Source organism: Occallatibacter sp. (assembly GCF_049510455.1).
Taxonomy (GTDB): domain Bacteria; phylum Acidobacteriota; class Terriglobia; order Terriglobales; family Acidobacteriaceae; genus Telmatobacter.
Map to the genome: position 1 here is coordinate 1 of NZ_JBEKYX010000070.1, position 21263 is coordinate 21263.

A 21263-nucleotide genomic window follows, 5' to 3' on the forward strand; every position below is an offset into this window, starting at 1 on the left:
AGCCCCAGGCCGCAACATCAGAGCATCTCTCCCCAAGGTATAAAGTTCGGACGCCCCACCCTCATCGCGTATCGCCGCGTATTTGTTTTTGCGGCCAGGCTGGGGTCGCTCTACAGCAAGAGAAGAAATGCTCTAAGCGACGCGCGGAGATTCCTGTGCGAGGGGGAGGATGCGGTTGGGGGCACGGAGGAGGCGGGAGATGTCGGCGGCGGGCATGGGGCGGGCGAAGTAGTAGCCCTGGCCGTGGCTGCAGCCCAACTGGCGGAGGATGGCGTACTGCTCCAGGGTTTCGATGCCTTCTGCGATGACGCCGATGTCGAGGGCGCGAGCTAGCTCGATGATGGTGCGGACAATGTGGAGGGCTTGGTCGCCATCTTGAAGGCGAGAGACGAAGGAGCGGTCGATCTTGAGGGTGTCGAAGGGGAAGGAGTGGAGACTGGAGAGCGTGCTGTAGCCGGTGCCGAAGTCGTCCATGGAGAGCGAGACGCCGAGACCGCGCAGGCTTTGAAGAACCTCGGATGCCGCCTGAACGTCGTGGATGAAGACGGACTCTGTCATTTCAAGGCCAAGCTGGCGGCCTGTGGCTCCGGCCTGAAGCAGGAGCGAGTGGACGTGATCCTTGAGGCCGGCGCGGAGAAACTGGCGCGCAGAAAGGTTTACACAAACTCGCAGCGAGCCGTTGTCCGGACTCTCCTGGGTCCATGCCTGGATCTGTGAGCAGGCCTCGGCAAGACCCCAGTCTCCGATGGAGTGGATGAGGCCGCACTGCTCGGCGGGAGGGATGAAATCCATGGGCGGGACGAGGCCGCGCTCAGGATGGCGCCAGCGGATGAGGGCTTCAAGGCCGACGATACGAAGAGTATCGATCTCGACTTCAGGCTGGTAATAAAGCACGAATTCGTTGCGTTCCAGAGCGTGATGGAGGTCTGATGCCGAGGGCCAGTTTGCGTGCGCGGCGGAGCGGCCACGGTGCTGCGAGCGGCGCAGGAGGCTGGGCTGATTGGCGGCATCCCTAAGGCGGAGGCGGCGCAGCTCGACATGGCTTGAGACCATGGCGGCCATGTCTTCAAAGCTTTCGATTTCAGCGGGCGTGAGCGGGGTGCGCTCTGTGCCGTGGAGCAGGGTGAGGGTGCCGACGATGTGGCCGGCGAGACGAATGCCCGCGCTGGCGACGAAGTGGAAGCCGCGCTTACGCATCTGGATGGCCTGGCTGCTCTGCTCTGCGGTGCAGTCGGGAATCACGATGATGCCGCCCTGAGCATGGACGAGATCGAAGAGCGACATGCCGCGAGGCAGCTCGTCGGGGCCGTGGCCGTAATGCGATTTGACCCAGAGGCGGGTGTGGTCTGCGAAGCCGATGGTTACGGCATCAACGTGGAAAAAATCGGCGGCAAGGCGCGTGATGGCGTCGTAGGCGGCCTCGGGCGGCGTGTCGAGAATGGCCGCCTCATGCAGAACGGCGACGCGGGCGATCTCTGTTCCGCTTGCCGGGAGAGCCTGCTTTTTGTGCTCAAGTCTGGTGGCGCCTAGTCGCGTCATGGGCAATCCTGCTGCTCCTGCTTGCTCCGGACCTCCCCTTTCTTGCGAGGTCGAAGGCATATCTCTTCCAAGGTAGGAATTCGTGCGTGATTCCCTTATCGGCCTTGCGCGGCATTGCGTGAGATTACCGAGGGACATGTACCTGTAGTAATCAGGAGGGGGAAATTGCGCGGATTAGTGTCCCGATTCGGTCCACAGAAAGGTCATCTCGTCGGCGTGGTCCTGGACGGCTTGCTCGACGCTGATGCCGTCTGAATGGCCGCCGGCGAGTGAGTAATGGAGCAGAATCGGACGGCCGCTAGTGCTGGCGGATTGGACGAGTGGGGTCATTTTGCGGGCGTGGAGAGGATCGACGCGGGTGTCGGAGTCGCCGGTGAAGAACATGATGGCTGGGTATTTTGTTCCGGCTTTGACGTTTTGGTAGGGAGAATATTTGAGGAGATACGGGAACTGCTTTTCGTTTTCGGCGGAGCCGTATTCGGTGGTCCATTGCGGGCCCTGCTCGAACTTCTGATAGCGAAGCATGTCGAGGAGCGGGTAGCCGCACCAGACGGCGGAGAAGAGCTCAGGGTGTTGCGTGAAGGCTGCGCCCATCAGGAGGCCGCCGTTGGAGCGGCCGGTGATGGCGAAGTGCGCGGGTGAGGTGTACTTGCTGTCGATGAGGTATTGCGCTGCGGCGAACCAGTCGTCGAAGACGTTCTGCTTCTTTTCGAACATTCCCTGCTCGTGCCATTTTTCGCCGTACTCGCCGCCGCCGCGCATATTGGGCAGCGCGAACCAGCCGCCCTGGCTCATCCACCAGGCCCATTCGGGGTTCCAGTGGGGAGTTTCCGAGAGATTGAAGCCGCCGTAGCCGGACATGAGGAGGCGGATGGAGCCGTCCTGCTTGATTCCCTTTTTGCCGCCAATGAAGATGGGGATTTTGGTGCCGTCTTTGGATGTGTAGAAGGCCTGCTTGAGGGTGTAGTCGGCGGGGTTGAAGGGGATTTTGGGCTGGGCGAAGATGTCGTGCTTGCCGGTGAGGGTGTCTAGGCGGTAGAGAGTGGGGGGCTGAATGAAGGACTCGAAGCTGAACCAGGCGTAACGCTGAGTGGGGCGGCCGGAGATGCCGGAGGCGGTGCCGATGCCGTCGAGGGCTACTTTTCCGGCGGGCTTGCCGGTGAGGGTGTAGGCGGTGATGTCGGATTGCACGTCGTGAAGGCGGCGAAGGTAGATTTTATTGCCGGCGATGGAGAAGTCGTCGGTGACGTCGGTTGATTCGGGGATGATGGGCGTCCAGGAATCGACGACGATGCCGGGGTCGGCTTTCATAAGGCGGTAGTTGGGGGCTTTGTAGTCGGTGAGGACGTACCAGGCGTTCTCGGCGCGGATGGCGGAGAAGCGGGACTCGACGCCCCAGATGAGGATTTCAAAGAAGGAGTTGGGCTTGGTGAGGTCTTTGAAGACGATGTCAACGCGGCGGGCGGGGACGCCGCGATTGATGGTGACGACGAGGTAGTGATTGTCTTCGGTGACGGAGGCGGAGAAGAGATCGATGGGACCGAGTGGCTCGCCGCGAAATTCGTGGCCGAAGAGGAGCTCGTCTTTGGAGGGGCGCTCGCCGAGTTTGTGCTGATAAAGGAGCGTGCCGGCGCGCTTCTGGATGGTGTAGAAGAAGGCGGTGTTATCGGGCGTGAAGACGATGGAGCGGTAGAGGCCGGCGGGGAGTTCGTCTTCGAGGGTTTTGCCGGTTTTGACGTTGTAGATGCGGAGGGCGGTTTCGTCGGCTCCGCCCTGGCGCAGGCCGTAGACGAGGAGGGTGCCATCGTGGGAGACGGCGGAGAGGGAAACGGAGGTGTTGGGATCGCGGGAGAGCTGGGCGGGGTCGATCAGGCGCTCGTCTTTACCGGTGTAGGTGCGGCGGATGTAGATGGAGGATTGCTCTTCGCCGGCTAGGCGCTTGGTGAAGAAGATGGCTCCGTTACGCTCTATTGGCGTGGACCAGCGGGCTACGTGCTCCAGCGCGTCGAGGTCATCGACTACATCTGGCCGCATGCGCGCCTGCTTTAGATAGCGCTGCGTGTAGGCGTTCTGCGCGTCGATGAAGGCGCGGGTATCGGTGCTTTTGGCGTCTTCAAGCCAGCGATAGTTGTCTACGATGTTTTTGCCGAAGTAGTTGTCGACGACGAGAGTGGATTGCGTGGCGGGGGGTGCGGGGAGGGTAATGTTGTCGCGGCCGTGAATGGTTTGTGCGGGTACGGGGATGAGAGTGCTGGCGAAGATGAGAGCGGCGGCGGCAAGGCGCATGATGGGGTGCTCCACGAGGATTTCTGATTGGGAACAGGATACAGAAAGGCAGGGACAAGGGACCGAGCAAAAGCAAAAACGACCGTAGGTTCTTCCCTTCGCCTGAAGTACGGCTGCGTCTCAGGATGTGGAGCGCGTGCTGGCGCTAACCCTGGAGTCGGCCCCAACGGAGGCCACGCATTGGTCCACGCGCTCCATGGCCAGGCGAACCGATCTCAGCCGCGCATCGATCCATCGCATCTGGCAGGCCTTTTCCCTGGTTCCGCATCGCTCCGAGACCTTCAAGTTATCCAAAGACCCGCTGTTCCTCGAAAAGACGCGCGATATTGTCGGCCTCTATCTGGCCCCGCCGGAGCGCGCCCTGGTGCTGTGTGTCGATGAAAAGAGCCAGATACAAGCCCTGGATAGAACCGCGCCGCTGCTGCCCATGCGCCCCGGACATCCGTGCGGCCGAACAGTAAGCAGCGTTCGACACCTCAATGGACGTAGCAGAACTGTTGCAGCTTAACCGCCGCTACGCCTCGATCCTTTGTGAAAAGTGGGTTGATGAGAGCTTCCTGACAGTAGAGAACTCTTCCAGGAGGGCGAGAAGCTATCGCATCGCAGATCGATATGTACTCCAGCAGGGCAGCCCCCGCGGTCTGCCCTGTGGTTTGCAAATCTTTAGAACACGCCCGGCTTGATGACACGCCAGCCCTCCACATCATGTAAGCACAAATGTGCTAACATGATGTGGAGGTGGCAAATGGCGGAGAACTATACTGTGGCCTATACGGGCAAACGCACCAAGGCCGGCAATTCCTCCGGCTTTCGTATTGAGCAGTCGTTTTTTAAGAGCCATCCCGAGTTCTCGGGAGAAATCACCGTCCAGCCGATTGCGCCAGGGCGTTTGCTGATTATTGCTTCGCCGGCGAAGAAACGCGAGCCCGAGTCCGACCCCATCCTCGATTCGTTTCTCGCCTTTCTGGGCAAGGATATGAGCGATCATCCGGAGAAGATCCAGCCTCTCGATGCCGCCCTCGAAAAACGGATCAAGCGGCTTACGAAGGGCGTCAAAGTTTCACTGGATGAAGACCTGGGCGATGAGGCGATCCTGTAAATGGTTCGCAACGGCTGGAAGCTCTATTCCTATCCACTCTTCGCCGACCAGCTTAATCTGCTGGTCGAGAAAGTCGAAAAGTTGGCAAAGCAATCGCCGGTGACCTATATGAGCGAGCCGACCGCAAAACTGCTGGCGACAATAGAAGACCTTATCTACAAGCAAATCCCGTCCAACCCGGAAGCTCCGCAATTCCGGCAGGGAAACACACTAGGGAAAGAGAACAAACACTGGTTTCGCGCAAAATCCCATCAGCGGTATCGCCTGTTCTTCCGTTACTCCACAAAGCACAAAGTGATTGTGTACGCCTGGCTCAACGACGAAAACACTTTACGTAAGGGAGGGGCCAGGACCGACCCGTATGCAGTGTTTTCTTCCATGCTGAAATCAGGCAATCCACCGCAGGACTTGGATGAGCTTCTTGCCCGTGCCGCGGATCTCGAATAAATTAGCACGCATGCAAAGGCAGAACAGCCGCGCACCGCGCTGTGTGAGTGACATCCGTGCGGATCGGTGAGGATGGCTCGTGGCCGATAGTTCACAAATGAATCACGATTGGCTAAAATCTGCGCGAAAACGCATTGCGAAGAGGGTTGATTTATATATTTATATTCAACCACTTCGGCAGCCTGACGGCTGCCCCATGTAATGGTCGGGACGGGCAGATTCGAACTGCCGACCCCTCGCACCCCAAGCGAGTGCTCTACCAGGCTGAGCCACGTCCCGACACGATCAAGCCGGCCCAGGTAAGCCAGCTTTTTAGGGTCTGAATCAGTCTACACTAGCAAGCAGCTTACTGCGTTGGCGGGGTAGTGTCTGAAATCTGCGTTGACGGGATAGGAGGGTCTAATGGATGCTAAGTTCGCCGCTGAATTGATTGAATTATGTCATCGATCAGACGAATATCTTGAGAAGGTTCAGCACGAGAGAGATGCTCGTGCACGTGAACTGTTTGAGCGTGAAGATTTGCGAATTGCTCGGAAACGGATAGATATTTCAAAATTGCATCCATGGAACACTGGAGCTTTTCAACATGAATTTGATGATTCTTCACATGCTGGAGCGTGGATAGCAATAGGGACAGCAGGGGCTCTTCTGATTGCGGCATGGGTACTCCTTAACGGGAAGCACCCATCATAGCTCGTTGAAGTACGCCTACCAGCTAATTCTGAGCACAGACGCAACCGGGGTCAGCCATCCACGCGCCCGTGCCCATACTGATGTCACTAGGCTGTGCGCAGTGGTGAAGCGCTCCTATGAAGGCCGCGTCTTTGGGGTCAATCTTTGATTGATGCTTTGGAAATCTGTAATAAAGTCGGCATCCGGTTTTGCGCGCATCCTGGTCGCAGTTTGATGCTGAATCTGCCAGTTCGCCGCGCCCCTGTGCCAATTGCAAGGAAAGGGAGCATTGCCACGAACTCATTGATATGTTGACCTGCTTAAATTCTTGGTCGGCTTTTGCTTGACGCCTTGGCGCTGCATAAACGAGATCATAGATAACGTAGGCAACGAAGCCCACTACTACACAGACCAATAGCACATAAATCCATCGCATAAATTTTCCCGCCAGAGAGTGTATGCACTAAATTTAGTCTAAACACTAACCGCAAGATGACAGGATGGCAAGTGAAATCTGCATCCTGCTCGGCAAGCGAATCCGCGAATTGCGGAAGGCGAAGGGATGGAGGCAGATTGATCTAGCAGAGCACTCTGGAGTTCATGAAGTGCATATCAGCGACTTGGAGCGGGGTTCGCGGGAGGCGGGAATAGAAACACTCTGGACCATCGCGCAGGCGCTTAGTGTGAGCCTTTCGGATCTGTTCAAAGGCGTGGGATAGACGGCTAGCCGATCAGTTCGGCAATAGTCCAGACATGGTCGGTAAGGCCCTGTTCCATTGCCGGCGTCACGCGCAGTGTCTTGTGGATGCGGCAGAAGTTGTAATACGCGAACCAAAGCGCATAGGCAGCCTCAAGGTTCTCCCATTTCTTACTGAAGGCATTCGTGAGCCGCGTCATGCGGCGCATCCCCATGCGTACGCTGAGGTTCTGACGTTCGATATGTGAAGTGCAAATCTTGTCGCGGACTGGTCGCCCCATGATTTCGCATGGGACAGAATCCACAACCTCAGCAGGACTGTAACGCTGCTCGCCTTCGCGGGGCGAACCATAGACCTTGACCAGTTGAGCAAAGTCTACGCGGCCACGGAGCAGCATTTTGACCGCGCTCACATAGGGACTGAATCCGTCAGATGTAAGTTGAAAACGGCGCGTCGGGTCAGTGGCGTAGGCCAGTTTGCCGATGAAATTGTCCGTGGACTTCGCAGTGCGCTTGCCCAGGTGGTAGGCGAGTACCAGTTTCGTGGTGCGCTCCATAGCGATGAAGCAATACGCATCCCCTAGCTCGGCTCCGTCGCCCTCAACCTTGTGGCCCTCTTTCTTCCCGACAAAGCCCCAAATCTCATCGACCTCCACATCGTTTACGGGCAGGTTGCAAACCTTCTCGACCATCAGGGTAGCGCAGTGTTCGCCAGCCTTTGTGATGAGGCTGAGAATCGTGTTGCGGTCCAAGTCAGTGATGCGTTCGGTGGAGCGGATCGAATTGCCCTCGACCAGCAACTTGAGAGCGAGCGCAGCTTTTTCCTGCGAGATGTACATCGTTCCGAGTGTGCGCTGATGAGCCTCGGTATAGGTTTTCTTGCACTGCGGGCAGCGGAACCGGCGCAGGCCGTTGCGGTGCTTACCAAAGCGTTGGCAGTTTGCGTTGCAGGATTCGCAAGTCATTGTTATCTCGGTTTTCCCTTGGTTCATCATGGTTAAAGAATACTGCGAGCGCTCGCTGTTTGTCAACGTAAAAGTGCGTTGAAACATGCCCCTTTCAGGGCCTCAAATTGGTGGTCCGCGAATCATTTTGTACCCCATCGCTGCTCAATCTAGCTGCACGGAACATCGCGTGCCGGTGCACTGTAGGCGTATGGGATGTATTTCGCGCGTACGCGCAGGAGCGTATTTAGGGTGTATTTGCGTACGCGCGCGTACGCTTAGAAATCGAGGCGGTAATGCTGCTTGCCGATGTGGAGGATGATCTTCTTGAGTGGTCTGTTTGCGCCTCGAAACCAATTGCTCATCTTGCCAGAGTTAATCCCTAGGCCTTTGCGAATCTCGTCAATTGCTACACTCTTACGGCCCTGCTTATGGGCGCTGTATAGAACAGCGATGATCTTTGATTCATATACGCTAAGGCTGTATTGAGTCTCATCCAGCACAACGACTCGACAATCGCTATCAAGCGGAAGGAATCGCTGCGATGGAATTCCTGCGGGGGAGAGGGGAGGGGAAAGTTGAATTGCGGGCATTCCCTCTGGTCGAACAAAATGGATAGACGCCTTGCGCAATGCGTCTTGTAAATCCCACGCTGAGATTTTTCCAGACTCGTACCAGTTCACGATTGCAGCGGTTAATTCCTCTGCTGTTCCGTTCCAAATTAGCGCATTGGATTGGGCGCGAATCTCGGCCTTGTGGCGTTCATGGTCTAGCTCGGCTTGGCGCTCTTGACTAAGCCGTATCCGATTCATGATGTAGTCTTTGCCGTTCACGTACGCAGAAGCCCCTTATTTATGAGAGGCTTCATTCTAGCGTCTGCGAATGGAAGAACTACTCGGAATTTTTGCGAGGCCTACCACCGCCGCGCGTCTTGCGCTTGCCTGCGAGCTGGCGGAAGTATTCAGAGCCACGCTTGGCCACTACCGATCCGCCCTTACTCCCTAAAATGGCGGCGGCGGCCAGTTTGGATTGCTTCAACAGGTCATCGATCAGGGCGAGCGCGGCGGCCAGAGATTCCCGCGCTGCAGCAGTGCGGTTCTCAGGCAGTTCGGGGGCGGTCGAAAGAATGAGGTCCGCTTCGGATATAAGGCGCTTCAGTGTGGCCAGTTCGGTCTTCGTAGTTGGCATACTCAAAGCCTACGACCACATCAGATGAGAAGCAAGCGCTCGCTGTTTTTCGTCAACGCAGATTTCAGACACTACCCGTTGGCGGGACATACTCCTGCGGCAGTGCCGAGCCCTCGCCGAAGAAGAACTCCTCCATCTGCTCTACCAGGAACTGCTGTGCCTGCGGCGTCCACGGCTGCAGGCGATATTCGTTCAGCAGCATCTTCTGCCGCTCCACCCACTCACCCCACGCCGCCTTCGAAACATTCTTGTAAATCTTCTGCCCAAACTCCGAGTCGAAGGGCGGCTCATCCAGCCCCTCCATCTCGCGCTTGTTGCGTACGCAAAAAACCATGTGCGCCATCGTTCAAATTCTCCTTAGCCATTGTATGGGATGCGCCGCATCCCGCCGCGGCTCCCGCAATCCCTCCTGTACGAAGGATCGCGTGCAGCCATCACTCCCCGGTTACCCCAGTACATCTCCAGAATATTCTTGACAACCAGCTACTTTCCCTGTTTCCTGATGGCGTCCAAAGATTTCCAGTTTTCGGCGCCCATTCCGCCATCTGTAACGTTTCCAATGTGATCGACACAATCTTTGGGCCATCGGAAAATGGTGCCTGTACCGAAGCCGGACAGGATGCCATCCATCCTCGAATTTCCGCACTTATGCGCTGGACCGGACCGTTCCTACCGAACCAGCCCACATCGGATTGAAACGCCGCCCTCTCTCGCCCACGCTCCAGGGTGGCATGAATTACCTCAGGCCCGGCAGGCTTGAGAGCTTTTTCAACCAGCAAAAGGAGCTACCGTGTCCGATCTACCCACTCCCGTACCCGCATCTTCCGGCCTCTCTGACAGCGCCGCAGGCGCGCTCGCCTACGTCACCATCATCCCGGCCATCATCTTCCTGGTGATGGAACCCTACAACAGAAACCCATTCATCAAGTTCCACGCCTGGCAGAACATCTTTCTGTGCCTTTTCATGTTTGTGCTCGGGGTGATCGGGATCATTCCGATCCTTGGCCAACTCGTCTTCCTGCTGGGCTTTCTGGTTGCCTTCGTCTTCTGGCTCATCGCCATCATCAAGGCATCCCAGGGAGGCAAATACTATATCCCCGTCATCGGCAACCTGGCCGAGAAGCAGGCAAATTCCTAACCGCGCTTTGCCTTCGCAGGCCCGGCGCTGAACGCATCGCTTCAGCGCCGCTTGCCCTTGCGCTTTGTATGCTTGGGCTTCTTTAGCTTCGGCTTAGCCGGCGCCACTCGCGGCGTGCCGTCCTTGTTCTTCTTCTTAGGACCTTTCCTGGTCTTCGTGGCGGCAGAGATCTTTCGTGGCTTCGCGCCCGTCAACGGAATCCCTTCCTCAACAATCGAGAACTGCAGCTTTCTCTCCTGCGCCAGAATCTTGTCCAGGATCACCTGCACACGATCTCCCGCTCGAAATACCCGTCCCCAGCGGTCGCCCACAATCTCGTGCGTATGTTCGCGCCACGTGTAGCGGTCATCGCGCAGCGAATCGATCGGCACCAGCCCTTCCACGAACAGGTCCGTCAGCTCCACAAACAACCCAAACTTAGCCGGATTCAGCACCAGCGCGGCAAACTCCTCGCCAACGCGGTCCTGCATATACCGAACCTTCTTCCACTCCACCAGCTCACGCTCTGCCTCAGCCGCGCGTCGTTCCGTCTGGCTCGTCTCATCGCCAATCTGTGCAAGCTCATCCTCCGCAATCACCGGCTTCAACAAAGAATCACCAGATGGGTGCCCCACCCTCGCCGCGCCTTTGTTTTTGCGGCTAGGGTGGGCTAGCACAATCCCCCCCGGCAGCCCCTCATTCACATGCGTCCACGGCGAATCCAATCTCCCCGTCGCAATCTCACCCTTGCCGCTCACATCCCTACGCAGCAGCGCCTTCGTAATGCGATGCACAATCAAATCCGGATACCGCCGAATCGGCGAAGTAAAGTGCGTATAGCTCGGTGCAGCCAGCGCAAAATGCCCCACATTCGCCTCGGAGTACTTCGCCTGCTTCAGCGACCGCAGCATCAGGAAGCTCAAAATCCGCTCCTCCGGCTTGCCCTCAATCCGCCCAGCCAGCTTCTGATACATCCGCGGAGTCACCGCAATCTCTTCGGCCACCTCATGCGTGCGCGCCTTGCGTCCGCTACGCTCAGCCTCTCTGCGATCCCCGCGCGTCTGAATCTTCTTCACCGGCAGCGCACCCAGCCCAAGAGAATAACCAAAGCTCGCCGCCTGCTCTTCAAACTCCACCACGCGCCGCGGCTCAGGCCGCTCATGAATGCGATACAACGAAGGCACACCCAGATCCTCAAGCCAAGTCGCCACACACTCATTCGCCGCCAGCATAAACTCTTCAATCAGCCGATTTGCCCACGTCCGCTCAGCCTTCGTCACCCCGCGCATCTGTCCTTGCTCATCAAACTGAATCACAGGCTCCGGCAGATCGAAATCAATCGATCCGCGCTCCGAGCGCCGCTTGTTCATCAGCATCGCCACCCGATGCATTAGCTCGAAATTCTCCGTCAGCTCCGGATACTGCGCGCGCATCTCCTCATCGCCCGTCAGAATCATGTGTACCTTCGTGTACGTCATCCGCGCCGCTGAGCAGATCACACCCTCCGCGATCTCGTAGCTCTCGATATTCCCCTTCGCGTCAAGCTGCATCACGCAGCTCAACACCAGCCTGTCCTCTTCCGGGCGCAGGCTGCATATATCCGTCGAAAGCTCCTGTGGCAGCATCGGTATCGCGCGGTCCGGAAAGTAAACACTCGTCCCGCGCAGCCGCGCTTCTAAATCCAGATCACTACCCTCGCGCACATACTCCGCCACGTCCGCAATATGCACCTGCAGCTCATACCCGCCATTCTTGAGCTCGCGCACCAGCACCGCATCGTCAAAGTCGCGCGCCGTCTCGCCGTCAATCGTCACAATCGGCAGCCCACGAAAATCGCGCCGCCGCGCCACTTCTTCCAGATCGAGCCGCGCCACACTACGCGCCTCCGCCAGCACATTCTCCGGAAACACCCTCGGAAGCTGATGTTTGCGAATCATCATCTCCACATCCACGCCAAAGTCATCCGGCGATCCCAGCACTTCCGTCACGCGCCCCACTGCAGGCTTCGTAGGAGTAGGCCAGCTAGTGATCTCCACATCCACGATCAGCCCATCCAGATCGTCGTAAGTCTCCGTCACACGAGCTTCGTTTCCCAGCACGCGATGCGGCGTCTCACTCTCTTCACCTTTAGGAATCTCCGCACCAAAGGGAATCACAATCGGCTGCGTCATGCGCTCATCAAAAGGGATGACAAGATTCCCCTGCGCCCGCTCGGCCTTCGAATAGCGAAACGTCCCTACCACCGTCGCATTGCGCCGCGTCAGCACACGAGCAATGCGTCCCATTCGCCGTCCATCGTTACGCGGCGGAGCCACATCCACCAGCACCTGGTCGCCCTGCATTGCGCCGTTGATCTCATCCGGCGGAATAAAAATGTCCTCTTGTATCCCTGACCCCTGGTCTCGATTCGGCCGCACAAACCCATATCCATCGCGATGCAGATCCAGCCGTCCCGCCGCCAGGTTGTCACACCTGCCCGAACCAATCCCGCCCGATCCGCTTCCACCTGCGCCGGCCGCAGCCCTCGGCACGCCCCACAGCTCGCGGTCCAGCTTCACCAGCTCGCCACGCACGGTAATCCGTGCTAACTGCTCCAGCAGCAGCCTCCGCTCGCGCCCGCCGCCCAATCCCAGCTCGCGCACCAACTGCTTATAGCCGGCCTTGCCGCCCGCAGACCGCGCAATGCGGCCAATCAGTTCCCGATCCGTCATAGCACCAGCCTACAACGCGCCGCGGTCCCCGCCATTCCTACTCTGAACTCCATACGCTTAGCAGTATCTTGCTCAGCACCTTTTTGAATATTTTTCCGCGAGCGGTCCCACCGCGCACCGCGTCAACCCGAGTAGAATTGCAGCAGCCGCGCGGACAAGCACGATTTTCCCCCGCCGCCATCTTATTTTGGAAGTTATTGGAAAGGAATTTACATTGAATCGCATGTGGAAACCCAGCCAGCAGGACACTCCCGCCTCCACCCCCACGCCCGAGGCTCCTCGTTCTCCAGCGCCGCCAGTGGCCTCGCATGAGCCCGCGCGCGCTACCGCCGGGGTCTCCGGTGAGCAGGCCACCATTACCAAGGGGTTGTTCATCAAAGGTGAGATCACCGGTACGGAATCGCTGACCATCGATGGCAAAGTCGAGGGCAGCATCGTCCTCAACGGCAACCGCTGCACCGTCGGCCGCAACGGCCAGGTCTCGGCCAGCATCACCGCTCGTGAAGTTGTCGTCCTCGGCAAGGTGCGCGGCAATGTCTCGGCCACCGATCGCGTAGACATCCGCGCGGAAGGCGCAGTAACCGGCGACGTCTCCGCAGCCCGCATCAGCATTGAAGACGGAGCCTTCTTCAAGGGCGGCATCGACATCCGCAAGTCAGACGGGCAGGGTAAAGCGGCGGCAGCAGAGCCAGTCAAGGCCACTGTCTAAACGCAGTGCCCGCGGCTCATCGCCGCATTTACATTACAGCTCGTTGCATTGAGCCCTCGCTCCAGCGAGGGCTCGTGTGTTTATATCTACCGCGCCCACCCCAGCCGCTTCCAAACCACACGCGGCAGCGCCGAACCCATGCGTTCCAGCACCAGCCACGCCACCGCCATCCAAAGCGCGCTTCCCGCCGCCAGCACCAGCAGGTCCCCCAGCCGGTTCGTCGCACCCGCATCCTTGTGCAGCGCATGCATCAGCACACGCATGCCCGCGCTGAAGACCAGCCACACCGCGCCGCCCGCAGCCACTGAAGCCAGCACGCACCGCCCAATCTCCTCATAATCCAGGCCAGCCAGAGAAACCATTCGCCGCTGATGCAGCAGCACAGCCAGCGTCACCGTCTGCAGCGTAATGCCAATATCAGACGCAATCGCAAGCCCCGTCGCCCCCATCCAGTGATACATTCCCGCATAAATCGGCAGCGAAACAATCGTCACAATCGTTCCCGCCACCATCGGCGTAAACGTATTTCCCGCAGCAAAAAACGCGCGCGCATAAATCGTCTGCGCTGACCAGAGAAACATCGACAGGCAGAAGATCGAGAAGTACATCACAAACCATCCCGTATCGCTGCGTGAAAAGCGTCCGCCCCGGAAAAGCAGGTCCACCAGCGGCAGCGCCAGCGCAATCAATCCAGACGCCAGCAGAAATCCCATCGACACCACGCGAGAAACCGAATCCGCCACGCCCGTCGCAAACTCAAACCGTTTGCCCTTGGACCACAGGCTCGTAAAAAACGGCATCGTCGCCACGCCCGCCGCCTGCGCCAGCATCGCCATCGGCGCTGCAAACAGGCGCTTCGCATAATTCATCAGCGAGATTGCGCCACTGGTAGACGAAGCAAAGTGGGTAATGATCCAGCTATCGGCAGTCACCAGCGATACGCCCACAATCAGCGGCAGCGAGAGCTTAACCCACTCGCGTAGCCCTTCATCCTGCCAGTCCAGTATGAACTTCACGCGCGTTCCCGCACGATGCGCAAAGATCCAGTTCAGCAGAAACGGCCCCAAAAACGCGCCCGCCGTCGTCCCCAGCGCCAGTGAAGAGACGCCCATCTTCTGTATAAGCAGCACGCCGCCAAAAATCGTGCCCAGGTTATAAATCAGCGGAGCGATCGCTTGTATCGTGAACTGCTTTCGCACCAGCAGCACCGATCCAAGCAATCCGCCTGCAAAGAAGAATAGCGGCCCCGGCAGCAGAATCCGCGTCAGGCTCACGCTCAACGCGGTCTTGTCCGCCGGGAAGCCATGAAACCACCAGCCTACGTAATACGGCGCCAGCACCTCGGCCAGCACAATCGCCACGCCCAGCACCAGCAGCATCGTCGTCAAAATTACAGAGAGCGATCGCTCTGCCTCAGCCTCGCGCCCGGCGTCCTTATAGCGCGTCAGCATCGTCACAAAGGTGACCGAAGCTGCGCCGCCCACCAGGAAGTACATAATCATGTCCGGCAGCACAAACGCAGCCGCCAGCGCATCCGCCTCCATGCCGCTGCCAAACTTATGCGCAATGTACTGCGTCCGCACCAGCCCGATCAGGCTCGACACCAGCGTCGAAACCATCAGCAGAATCGTCGCCGTCGAAGCCGTATGCGCCCGCGAGGGCCGCAGCACGCCCACTACGCGCTTCCACATCGGCAGCGGCGCCGGACTTGTCCCAGTATCGGGCCTGGGCTGCGCTATCTCTCCGGTTGAACCTTGCTCTATCACTCACCTCGATTTTATCTGGGTGTAGCATTCACGTTCTGCATACAAGGTGTCATCCTGAGACGCCAGGCCGTACCAATGCCGTAAAATCTCGCTTGAGCATCAACCATGAGCGTCAAGGCACTTTATCCCGGCACGTTTGACCCGCCCACCAACGGCCATGTGGACCTGATCCTGCGCGGATCGAAGCTCTTTGAGCATCTCGTAGTCGCTGTGCTCAACAACCCTGGCAAGAATCCGCTCTTCTCCGTCTCAGAGCGCGTGGAAATGCTGCAGGAGGCCACGCGCACGCTGAATAATGTCTCGGTTGCCACCTTCGATGGCCTCATGGTGGACTTTGCCCGGTCCATCGGCGCCTCCGCCGTGCTGCGTGGCATCCGCGCCATCACTGACTACGAGTACGAATTCCAGATGGCGCTCATGAACCGCCGCCTCGCGCCGGAGATCGAGACTGTTTTTCTCCAACCGGCAGGCCGCTACTCTTTTGTCAGCTCGCGCATGGTCAAAGAAGTTTTCAGCTTTCAAGGCGACATCTCCGGCCTGGTGCCACCCAACGTGCTCAAGCGCCTGCGTGGGCGCATGCCGAAGCAGTAAACCCTCACCTTCATCTCGCTTTTTCGAGCAGATCGAAACTAAGCCATCCCTTCATTTTGTCTTTCACATCTTGACAATCAAGATTAGAAAATCTATTGTCATCGTCATGGCGGATGAAAATACGGACGTAATCCAGGGCACGCTTGACATGCTGATCCTTAAAACGCTCAGCCTGGAGCCGATGCACGGCTTTGGCATCACTCGGCGCATGGAACAGGTATCGCGCGGTGTATTCAAGATCAATCCCGGCTCCCTGTTGACAGCTTTGCAGCGCCTTGAACGGGCCGGATGGCTTGATTCCGAGTGGAAGCAGACGGAAAACTCGCGCCGAGCAAAGTTCTACGCGCTCACCCGTGCCGGCAAGAAGCAGCTTGAACAGGAAACCGCCGACTGGGCGCGCCGAGCTTCTGCGGTGGCGCGTCTGCTCAAGGCAGAGGCATAGCACATGGCTCTCCTGCGCTCACTCGTCCACGGCATTCGCAATCTGTTGCGACGCACAGACCGTGAGCGTGATGTAGCCGAAGAGGTAGAGCAATACTTTCAGGAAGCCGTTTCCTATCAGATGGAGCGCGGCATGACAGCCGAAGAAGCGCGGCGCAACACTCGCATGGAGGCCGGAACAATGAGCAAAGCACGTGAACAAGCAAACTCCTATGGCTGGGAAAACGCCGTCAGCACATTCTTCTCCGATCTGCGATTCGCGGCACGACAGCTTGCCAAGCACCGCGCCTTCACGCTCACGGCCACTCTCACGCTCGCCATCGGGATCGGAGCAAACGCCGCTATCTTCACCGCGATCGACTCCATCCTTCTTGCACCGCTGCCGTACAACCATCCGGACAGGCTTGCAGTTCTGGCAACACGTTATAGCAATAGCGGGTTCACCATACAGCGCGTCACCGGGCCGGATGGCCTGGATATGCGCGAGCAGGCAAAGAGCCTGCAGGCAGTAAGCCTCATGACCGGCGGCGAGGAAGGCGTGCAGTTACGGGATCACGCAACATACACTGAGGTCACCTGGGTCGACGAAAACTTTGCCCATGTCTTCAACCTGCAGCCCATCGCCGGAAGGCTCTTTGCGGACGCGGAATCGCATCGCTCAGCGCTGGTCAATGAACAGTTTGCGCGTAACAACTTCGGCAGCGCACAAGCCGCGCTCGGGCAGACAGTTCACATCGAAAATGAAGCGATTGAGATTGTTGGCGTGCTGCCGGGCGGCTTTCATTATCCCCGCAAGACGGAAGTATGGGAGGCATTCTCGCTGCTTCCAGAATCAAAGTCACGCACGGCCTTCAATTACAGGGCTGTCGCGCTGCTCCGCAATGGCGTGAGCTTCCAAACCGCACAGGCAGAGCTCGGTGGAATTTCGCAGCGCCTGCAGGCCGCCTACCCCAAAGACAACCGCAGAAAACAGATAATGGTCTTGCCAATGGCCGAGGCGCTTACAGGCCCTGCGCGGCCCACGCTGATGCTTTTATGGGCCACTGTGGGAATGATTCTGCTGATCGCGTGCGTCAACGTAACGCATCTTCAACTGGTGCGCGCCATGGAGCGGCAGCGCGAAATCGCGATTCGCAAGGCGCTTGGCTCTTCGCGCTGGCAGGTCATGCGGCCTGTCATTCTCGAAAGCCTGCTGCTGGCAATGCTTGGCTGCGCTGCCGGCATCTTGCTCGCTATTCCCGCGGTCCACATGCTGGTGGCAATGGCGCCAGACGAGTTGCCGCGCGCCCATGAGATTCACTTGAACGGATGGGTACTGGTCTTTACGGTCACGCTGGCTGTGCTCACCTCTCTCGTCTCCTCCATCCTTCCCGCCATGCGCGCGGCCAAGGTCAACGCGGCGGATGCAATGAAGCAGGATGCCTCACGCGGCATGGGCCGCAAGGGAGCAGCTACGCTGCGGGATGGGCTTGTAGTTGCAGAGGTCGCAGCCACGTTTGTGCTGGCTGTGGCGGCGGGGCTGCTTCTACGCACCATGTTCACGCTGATGACGAACGACCTGGGTTTTCAAACTCGCCAGATGCTGGTGGTGGATGCGGACAATCCAGCGCACAGTGAAGACGATTACCGCAGAATGCTGCAACAGTTCGATGAGATTTTTGCAAATCTGAAAGCTGTACCCGGTGTGGAGCACGTTGCCGGAGTGATGGGGTTGCCGATGGGGCCTTATGGTTCCAATGGCAACTACACAGCGCGCGGCGGATTGCCCATGAACCCGGATCATGCGCCGTCAGCGATCTTCAGCATCGCCAGCCCCGGATATTTTCAAACGATGGGTATACCCATGCTGCGCGGCCGCGACTTCAACGCGCAGGACACCTACGATAACCCCTTTGTCGTAGTCATCAGCGAATCCGCGGCAAGGCAGAGCTTTGGCAACATCGATCCTATCGGCAAGCAGATTCACTGCGGGCTCGACAGCGACAACTGGATGATGGTGATTGGCGTGGTCGGCGACATACGTCAGGATTCACCCGCCGAAAAACCCGGCCCGGCGCTCTATATGCCCATGGCACAGCATCCGTACCATGCCAACCAGATTCACATTGTTCTGCGCACACAGGTCAAGCCGTTGACGCTGATGAACACAGTGCAGGCAAAAATCATGCAGACCAATTCCCAGATCGCGATGAGCTTTACCACGATGGATGCGCTGGTGAACGAATCCATTACCACCGAGCGTTTTCGCGCGGTGCTGATCTCCGCTTTTGCTGGCGCGGGACTGCTGCTGGCCATGCTCGGCGTCTACGGAACCATGGCATACACGGTGGCGCAGCGCACCTTTGAGATAGGCCTGCGCATGGCCTTCGGCGCAAATCGCGCGATCATTCTGCGCGGTATTCTTCGCCATGCCGCCAGGCTTGCCTGCATTGGCATTGCAGTGGGACTTGTGCTGAGCCTTGCGCTCGCGCGGCTGGTAACAGCCATGCTGGTAGGCGTGCGGCCCATGGACCCTGTGAGTCTGGGGGCGGCATCGCTGCTGCTGCTGCTTACCGCCATCGTAGCCGCAGCCGCTCCCGGCCTGAAGGCCACACGCGTCAATCCACTGTCGGCCTTGCGCGCGGAATGAGTTTTATCCGTGCAATGCCTTCAGCACATTCTCCGTCGTGTCCACTTCGCCCATACGCGGAAGGATCGTCTCAAGCGCATGCTTATGTGACGCCGGATTCAGATCCGTCATGGCATCCGAGACAAAGACCACATTGTAGCCGAGGTCAAACGCGCTACGAGCGGTAGCTTCTACACCCATGCTAGTTGCAATGCCGCTCATGAACACCTGCGTCACGTGGCGCTCCTTCAGCTTGGCATCAAGCTCCGTACCCAAAAATGCGCCCACGCGCTGCTTGCTGATCAGAATGTCCGAAGGCTGCGCATTGAGCTCCGGCACCAGATCGGCCCAGTCCGGCGGAAAGGCGCGGTTTCCAAATCCTTGGTCAACGCGCCCCGGCGCTCTGCCAGTCACGTTCACCAGCACAACAGGCAGTCCGCGCTCGCGAAACGCTTTGGCCAGCGCGGCCGAGCGGTTCACCACATCGGCGGAGCCAAGTTCGGCGGTGAAGCCAGTAATCCCCTTCTGCAGGTCAATGATAATAAGTGCGGCAACGGAATCCAGCTGAGTAAGTGGCACGAAATCTCCTTAGCGTCCTGTTCAAGTATAGGATGCAAAATAGCGCCCTCCGTACACCGCGAATTTATACTGAAAGACGGCATGAGCATGTTTCTTCCCGTAGACGAGCAACTGGATTTACTGCAGAAAGGCGCGGCTGAAATCATCCGCATCTCTGACCTGCGCGAGCGCCTTGAAGAAAGCCGCAAGAGTGGACGCCCGCTACGCGTCAAAGCCGGCTTTGACCCCACCGCGCCCGATCTGCATCTCGGACACACTGTCCTCATTCGCAAGCTGCGTCATTTCCAGCAGCTCGGCCACACGGTCATCTTCCTCATCGGCGACTCAACGGCGCTCATCGGCGACCCCACCGGGCGAAATGTAACAAGAAAACCTCTCACCCGCGAAGAGATCGATCGCAACGCCGAGACCTACAAAGCGCAGATATTCAAGATCCTTGACCCAGCGCTGACCGAAGTTCGCTACAACTCAGAATGGCTCGACAAGCTCGGCTACGCCGGACTTATCAGCCTCTCGGCGAAGGTCACGCTCTCGCAGATACTCGATCGTAAGGACTTCCTCACGCGCTTCCGCGCCGAGCAGGACATCAGCCTCCACGAGCTGCTCTATCCACTCGCGCAGGGCTACGACTCCGTCATGCTCAAGAGCGATGTCGAGCTCGGCGGCACTGACCAGAAGTTCAATCTCCTCATGGGCCGCGAGCTCCAGCGCAAAGATGGCCAGCCCGAACAGATCGTGCTTATGATGCCCATCATCGAGGGTCTCGACGGCATACAGAAAATGTCGAAATCGCTCGGCAACGCCATCGGCATCCATGAGCCGCCGTCGGAAATGTACGGCAAGCTCATGTCCATCTCCGATGAGCTCATGTGGAAGTACTGGGTCTTTCTCACCGACCTCAAGCAGAGCGAAGTGGATGCGATGAAGGCCGAGGTTGCCAGCGGAACGCTGCATCCCATGGAGGCCAAGAAGAAGCTGGCGCGCATCATTATCGCCGGCTTCCACGGCGAAGCCGCCGCGCAGACTGCCGACGAAAACTGGGCGCGCATGTTTCAGCAGAAGATCGTAGCAGGAGACATCGAATCGGTCTCTGTGGAAGTCGGCAAAATCGTTGTTAGCTTTTCTCAAGCCGTGCAAGAAGAACAGGGAAAAGAGCATATCTGGCTGGCACAGGATGGGGAAGTGAGTCGTCGCGCCGCGAGCGGAGAAACTCGGTATTCCGGTAGTGTTGGCTTTTACTCCATTGTCAAGCTGATTCGAGAACTTGGATTAGCTTCCGCGACAGAAGCAGCAAAGCTGATAAAAGCTGGCGCGGTTTCTATTGATGGGGTAAAGCAAGCTGGTCCCTATTATTCGCAAACTGGCGTGCCGGGCCCCACTGAATCCACCCCGTTACGACTTACGGTACGGGTGGGCAAGCGCGCAAAGGTTGCTGTGATCGGCGGCGGCGTAGGCGAAGGCATCTAGCTACGCTTCAAAATCCAGCTCTACAGGCTCAATCAGCGGAACCAGCCAATCCAGTAGCACCTGGTGTTGCGGATGAATCGTGTACGCATCCGCAGCAGCTTTATCCGTAAACGTCATCAGTCCGGCAAAAGCAAATCCCTGGTTGCGCGGCGAAAGGTTTTCGCCAACATGCACTTCGATCAGCCCCGGAATTGCGCCGCGAAAAGCCAGGATCGCCTCCTTCGCGCTTTCCTTCTGGGTCTCGGTGGCATCTGGCCGCCAGCGAAAACCAAAGATGTGGATAAACATCCGTGCCTCCTGCTACGCGCTCAACTTGCCAGCGCAAACTCCCGCGCTGACTCCAGCAGCTTCTTCACATTCTCCGGCGAGGTGGACTCGGTATAGATGCGCATCAATGGCTCC

Annotated in this window: 20 protein-coding genes, 1 tRNA gene and 1 pseudogene; 11 read left to right on the top strand and 11 right to left on the bottom strand. The window is 58.2% G+C overall.

Features of this window, described 5'->3' with window-relative positions; translation table 11 throughout:
* Positions 1-132: 132 nt before the first annotated feature.
* Together ABSG47_RS13755 and ABSG47_RS13760 are read right to left on the bottom strand one after the other, a co-directional pair.
* The gene (locus ABSG47_RS13755; protein ID WP_424170272.1) at positions 133-1539 is read right to left on the bottom strand and encodes a sensor domain-containing phosphodiesterase; all 1407 of its coding nucleotides are present in this window, start codon (positions 1537-1539) and stop codon (positions 133-135) included.
* A gap of 174 nt (positions 1540-1713) precedes the next feature.
* Complete coding sequence (locus tag ABSG47_RS13760) at positions 1714-3825, bottom strand: prolyl oligopeptidase family serine peptidase (protein WP_424170273.1); 2112 nt, start codon at positions 3823-3825, stop codon at positions 1714-1716.
* Positions 3826-3988: 163 nt separating this feature from the next.
* On the opposite strand from ABSG47_RS13760, the pseudogene ABSG47_RS13765 reads away from it, so the two are divergent.
* From ABSG47_RS13765 to ABSG47_RS13775, 3 genes and pseudogenes are all read left to right on the top strand, one after another.
* Positions 3989-4300 (top strand): annotated as a pseudogene (locus ABSG47_RS13765) (IS630 family transposase); the annotation flags it as partial.
* A gap of 270 nt (positions 4301-4570) precedes the next feature.
* Entirely contained in the window at positions 4571-4924 is a 354-nt protein-coding gene (locus ABSG47_RS13770) for a type II toxin-antitoxin system PrlF family antitoxin (protein WP_424170274.1), read from the top strand.
* Entirely contained in the window at positions 4925-5371 is a 447-nt protein-coding gene (locus ABSG47_RS13775) for a type II toxin-antitoxin system YhaV family toxin (protein ID WP_424170275.1), read from the top strand.
* 202 nt (positions 5372-5573) lie between these two features.
* Here the strand turns inward: ABSG47_RS13775 and ABSG47_RS13780 are convergent.
* A tRNA-Pro gene (locus ABSG47_RS13780) sits at positions 5574-5650 on the bottom strand.
* A 123-nt stretch (positions 5651-5773) separates the two neighbouring features.
* Here ABSG47_RS13780 and ABSG47_RS13785 point away from each other — a divergent pair.
* Positions 5774-6064 carry a hypothetical protein gene (locus ABSG47_RS13785; RefSeq protein ID WP_424170276.1) on the top strand — a complete coding sequence of 97 codons (291 nt, stop codon included), beginning with the start codon at positions 5774-5776 and terminating at the stop codon, positions 6062-6064.
* 479 nt (positions 6065-6543) lie between these two features.
* Positions 6544-6762, top strand: a complete 219-nt coding sequence (locus tag ABSG47_RS13790) for a helix-turn-helix domain-containing protein (RefSeq protein WP_424170277.1) — start codon at positions 6544-6546, stop codon at positions 6760-6762.
* A 4-nt stretch (positions 6763-6766) separates the two neighbouring features.
* Here the strand turns inward: ABSG47_RS13790 and ABSG47_RS13795 are convergent, their stop codons facing one another.
* The 4 genes from ABSG47_RS13795 to ABSG47_RS13810 form a co-directional block, all read right to left on the bottom strand.
* Positions 6767-7705, bottom strand: a complete 939-nt coding sequence (locus ABSG47_RS13795; RefSeq protein WP_424170278.1) for an IS1 family transposase — start codon at positions 7703-7705, stop codon at positions 6767-6769.
* Between the two features lie 257 nt (positions 7706-7962).
* Complete coding sequence (locus tag ABSG47_RS13800) at positions 7963-8517, bottom strand: hypothetical protein (RefSeq protein ID WP_424170279.1); 555 nt, start codon at positions 8515-8517, stop codon at positions 7963-7965.
* A 58-nt stretch (positions 8518-8575) separates the two neighbouring features.
* Positions 8576-8872, bottom strand: coding sequence for a hypothetical protein (locus ABSG47_RS13805; RefSeq protein WP_424170280.1), 297 nt, complete (start codon positions 8870-8872; stop codon positions 8576-8578).
* A 64-nt stretch (positions 8873-8936) separates the two neighbouring features.
* Complete coding sequence (locus ABSG47_RS13810; RefSeq protein ID WP_424170281.1) at positions 8937-9215, bottom strand: oxidative damage protection protein; 279 nt, start codon at positions 9213-9215, stop codon at positions 8937-8939.
* Positions 9216-9662: 447 nt separating this feature from the next.
* Here ABSG47_RS13810 and ABSG47_RS13815 point away from each other — a divergent pair, with 447 nt between their 5' ends.
* Positions 9663-10010: a DUF4870 domain-containing protein gene (locus ABSG47_RS13815; protein WP_424170282.1), complete on the top strand. Its 348-nt coding sequence runs from the start codon at positions 9663-9665 to the stop codon at positions 10008-10010.
* Positions 10011-10051: 41 nt separating this feature from the next.
* On the opposite strand, the gene ABSG47_RS13820 is transcribed toward ABSG47_RS13815, so the two are convergent.
* Entirely contained in the window at positions 10052-12700 is a 2649-nt protein-coding gene (locus tag ABSG47_RS13820) for a ribonuclease R family protein (RefSeq protein WP_424170283.1), read from the bottom strand.
* A 223-nt stretch (positions 12701-12923) separates the two neighbouring features.
* Between ABSG47_RS13820 and ABSG47_RS13825 the strand changes: the two genes are divergently transcribed.
* Positions 12924-13409: a bactofilin family protein gene (locus ABSG47_RS13825; protein WP_424170291.1), complete on the top strand. Its 486-nt coding sequence runs from the start codon at positions 12924-12926 to the stop codon at positions 13407-13409.
* A gap of 86 nt (positions 13410-13495) precedes the next feature.
* Here ABSG47_RS13825 and murJ read toward each other — a convergent pair whose 3' ends face one another.
* Positions 13496-15100 (bottom strand): murein biosynthesis integral membrane protein MurJ, encoded by a 1605-nt coding sequence (murJ, locus tag ABSG47_RS13830; RefSeq protein WP_424170284.1) that lies wholly within the window; start codon positions 15098-15100, stop codon positions 13496-13498.
* Positions 15101-15280: 180 nt separating this feature from the next.
* Between murJ and coaD the strand changes: the two genes are divergently transcribed.
* The 3 genes from coaD (at position 15281) to ABSG47_RS13845 (ending at position 18836) form a co-directional block, all read left to right on the top strand.
* Entirely contained in the window at positions 15281-15766 is a 486-nt protein-coding gene (gene coaD, locus ABSG47_RS13835; RefSeq protein WP_424170285.1) for a pantetheine-phosphate adenylyltransferase, read from the top strand.
* Positions 15767-15836: 70 nt separating this feature from the next.
* Positions 15837-16208, top strand: a complete 372-nt coding sequence (locus tag ABSG47_RS13840; RefSeq protein ID WP_424170286.1) for a PadR family transcriptional regulator — start codon at positions 15837-15839, stop codon at positions 16206-16208.
* A 3-nt stretch (positions 16209-16211) separates the two neighbouring features.
* Positions 16212-18836: an ABC transporter permease gene (locus ABSG47_RS13845; RefSeq protein ID WP_424170287.1), complete on the top strand. Its 2625-nt coding sequence runs from the start codon at positions 16212-16214 to the stop codon at positions 18834-18836.
* A 3-nt stretch (positions 18837-18839) separates the two neighbouring features.
* Here the strand turns inward: ABSG47_RS13845 and ABSG47_RS13850 are convergent, their stop codons facing one another.
* A complete protein-coding gene (locus tag ABSG47_RS13850) occupies positions 18840-19394 on the bottom strand; it encodes a cysteine hydrolase family protein (RefSeq protein WP_424170288.1) in 555 nt (184 codons plus the stop codon).
* 81 nt (positions 19395-19475) lie between these two features.
* Here ABSG47_RS13850 and tyrS point away from each other — a divergent pair, with 81 nt between their 5' ends.
* Positions 19476-20861: a tyrosine--tRNA ligase gene (gene tyrS, locus ABSG47_RS13855; protein ID WP_424170289.1), complete on the top strand. Its 1386-nt coding sequence runs from the start codon at positions 19476-19478 to the stop codon at positions 20859-20861.
* On the opposite strand, the gene ABSG47_RS13860 is transcribed toward tyrS, so the two are convergent.
* Positions 20862-21149 (bottom strand): Dabb family protein, encoded by a 288-nt coding sequence (locus tag ABSG47_RS13860; RefSeq protein WP_424170290.1) that lies wholly within the window; start codon positions 21147-21149, stop codon positions 20862-20864.
* Between the last annotated feature and the right edge of the window lie 114 nt (positions 21150-21263).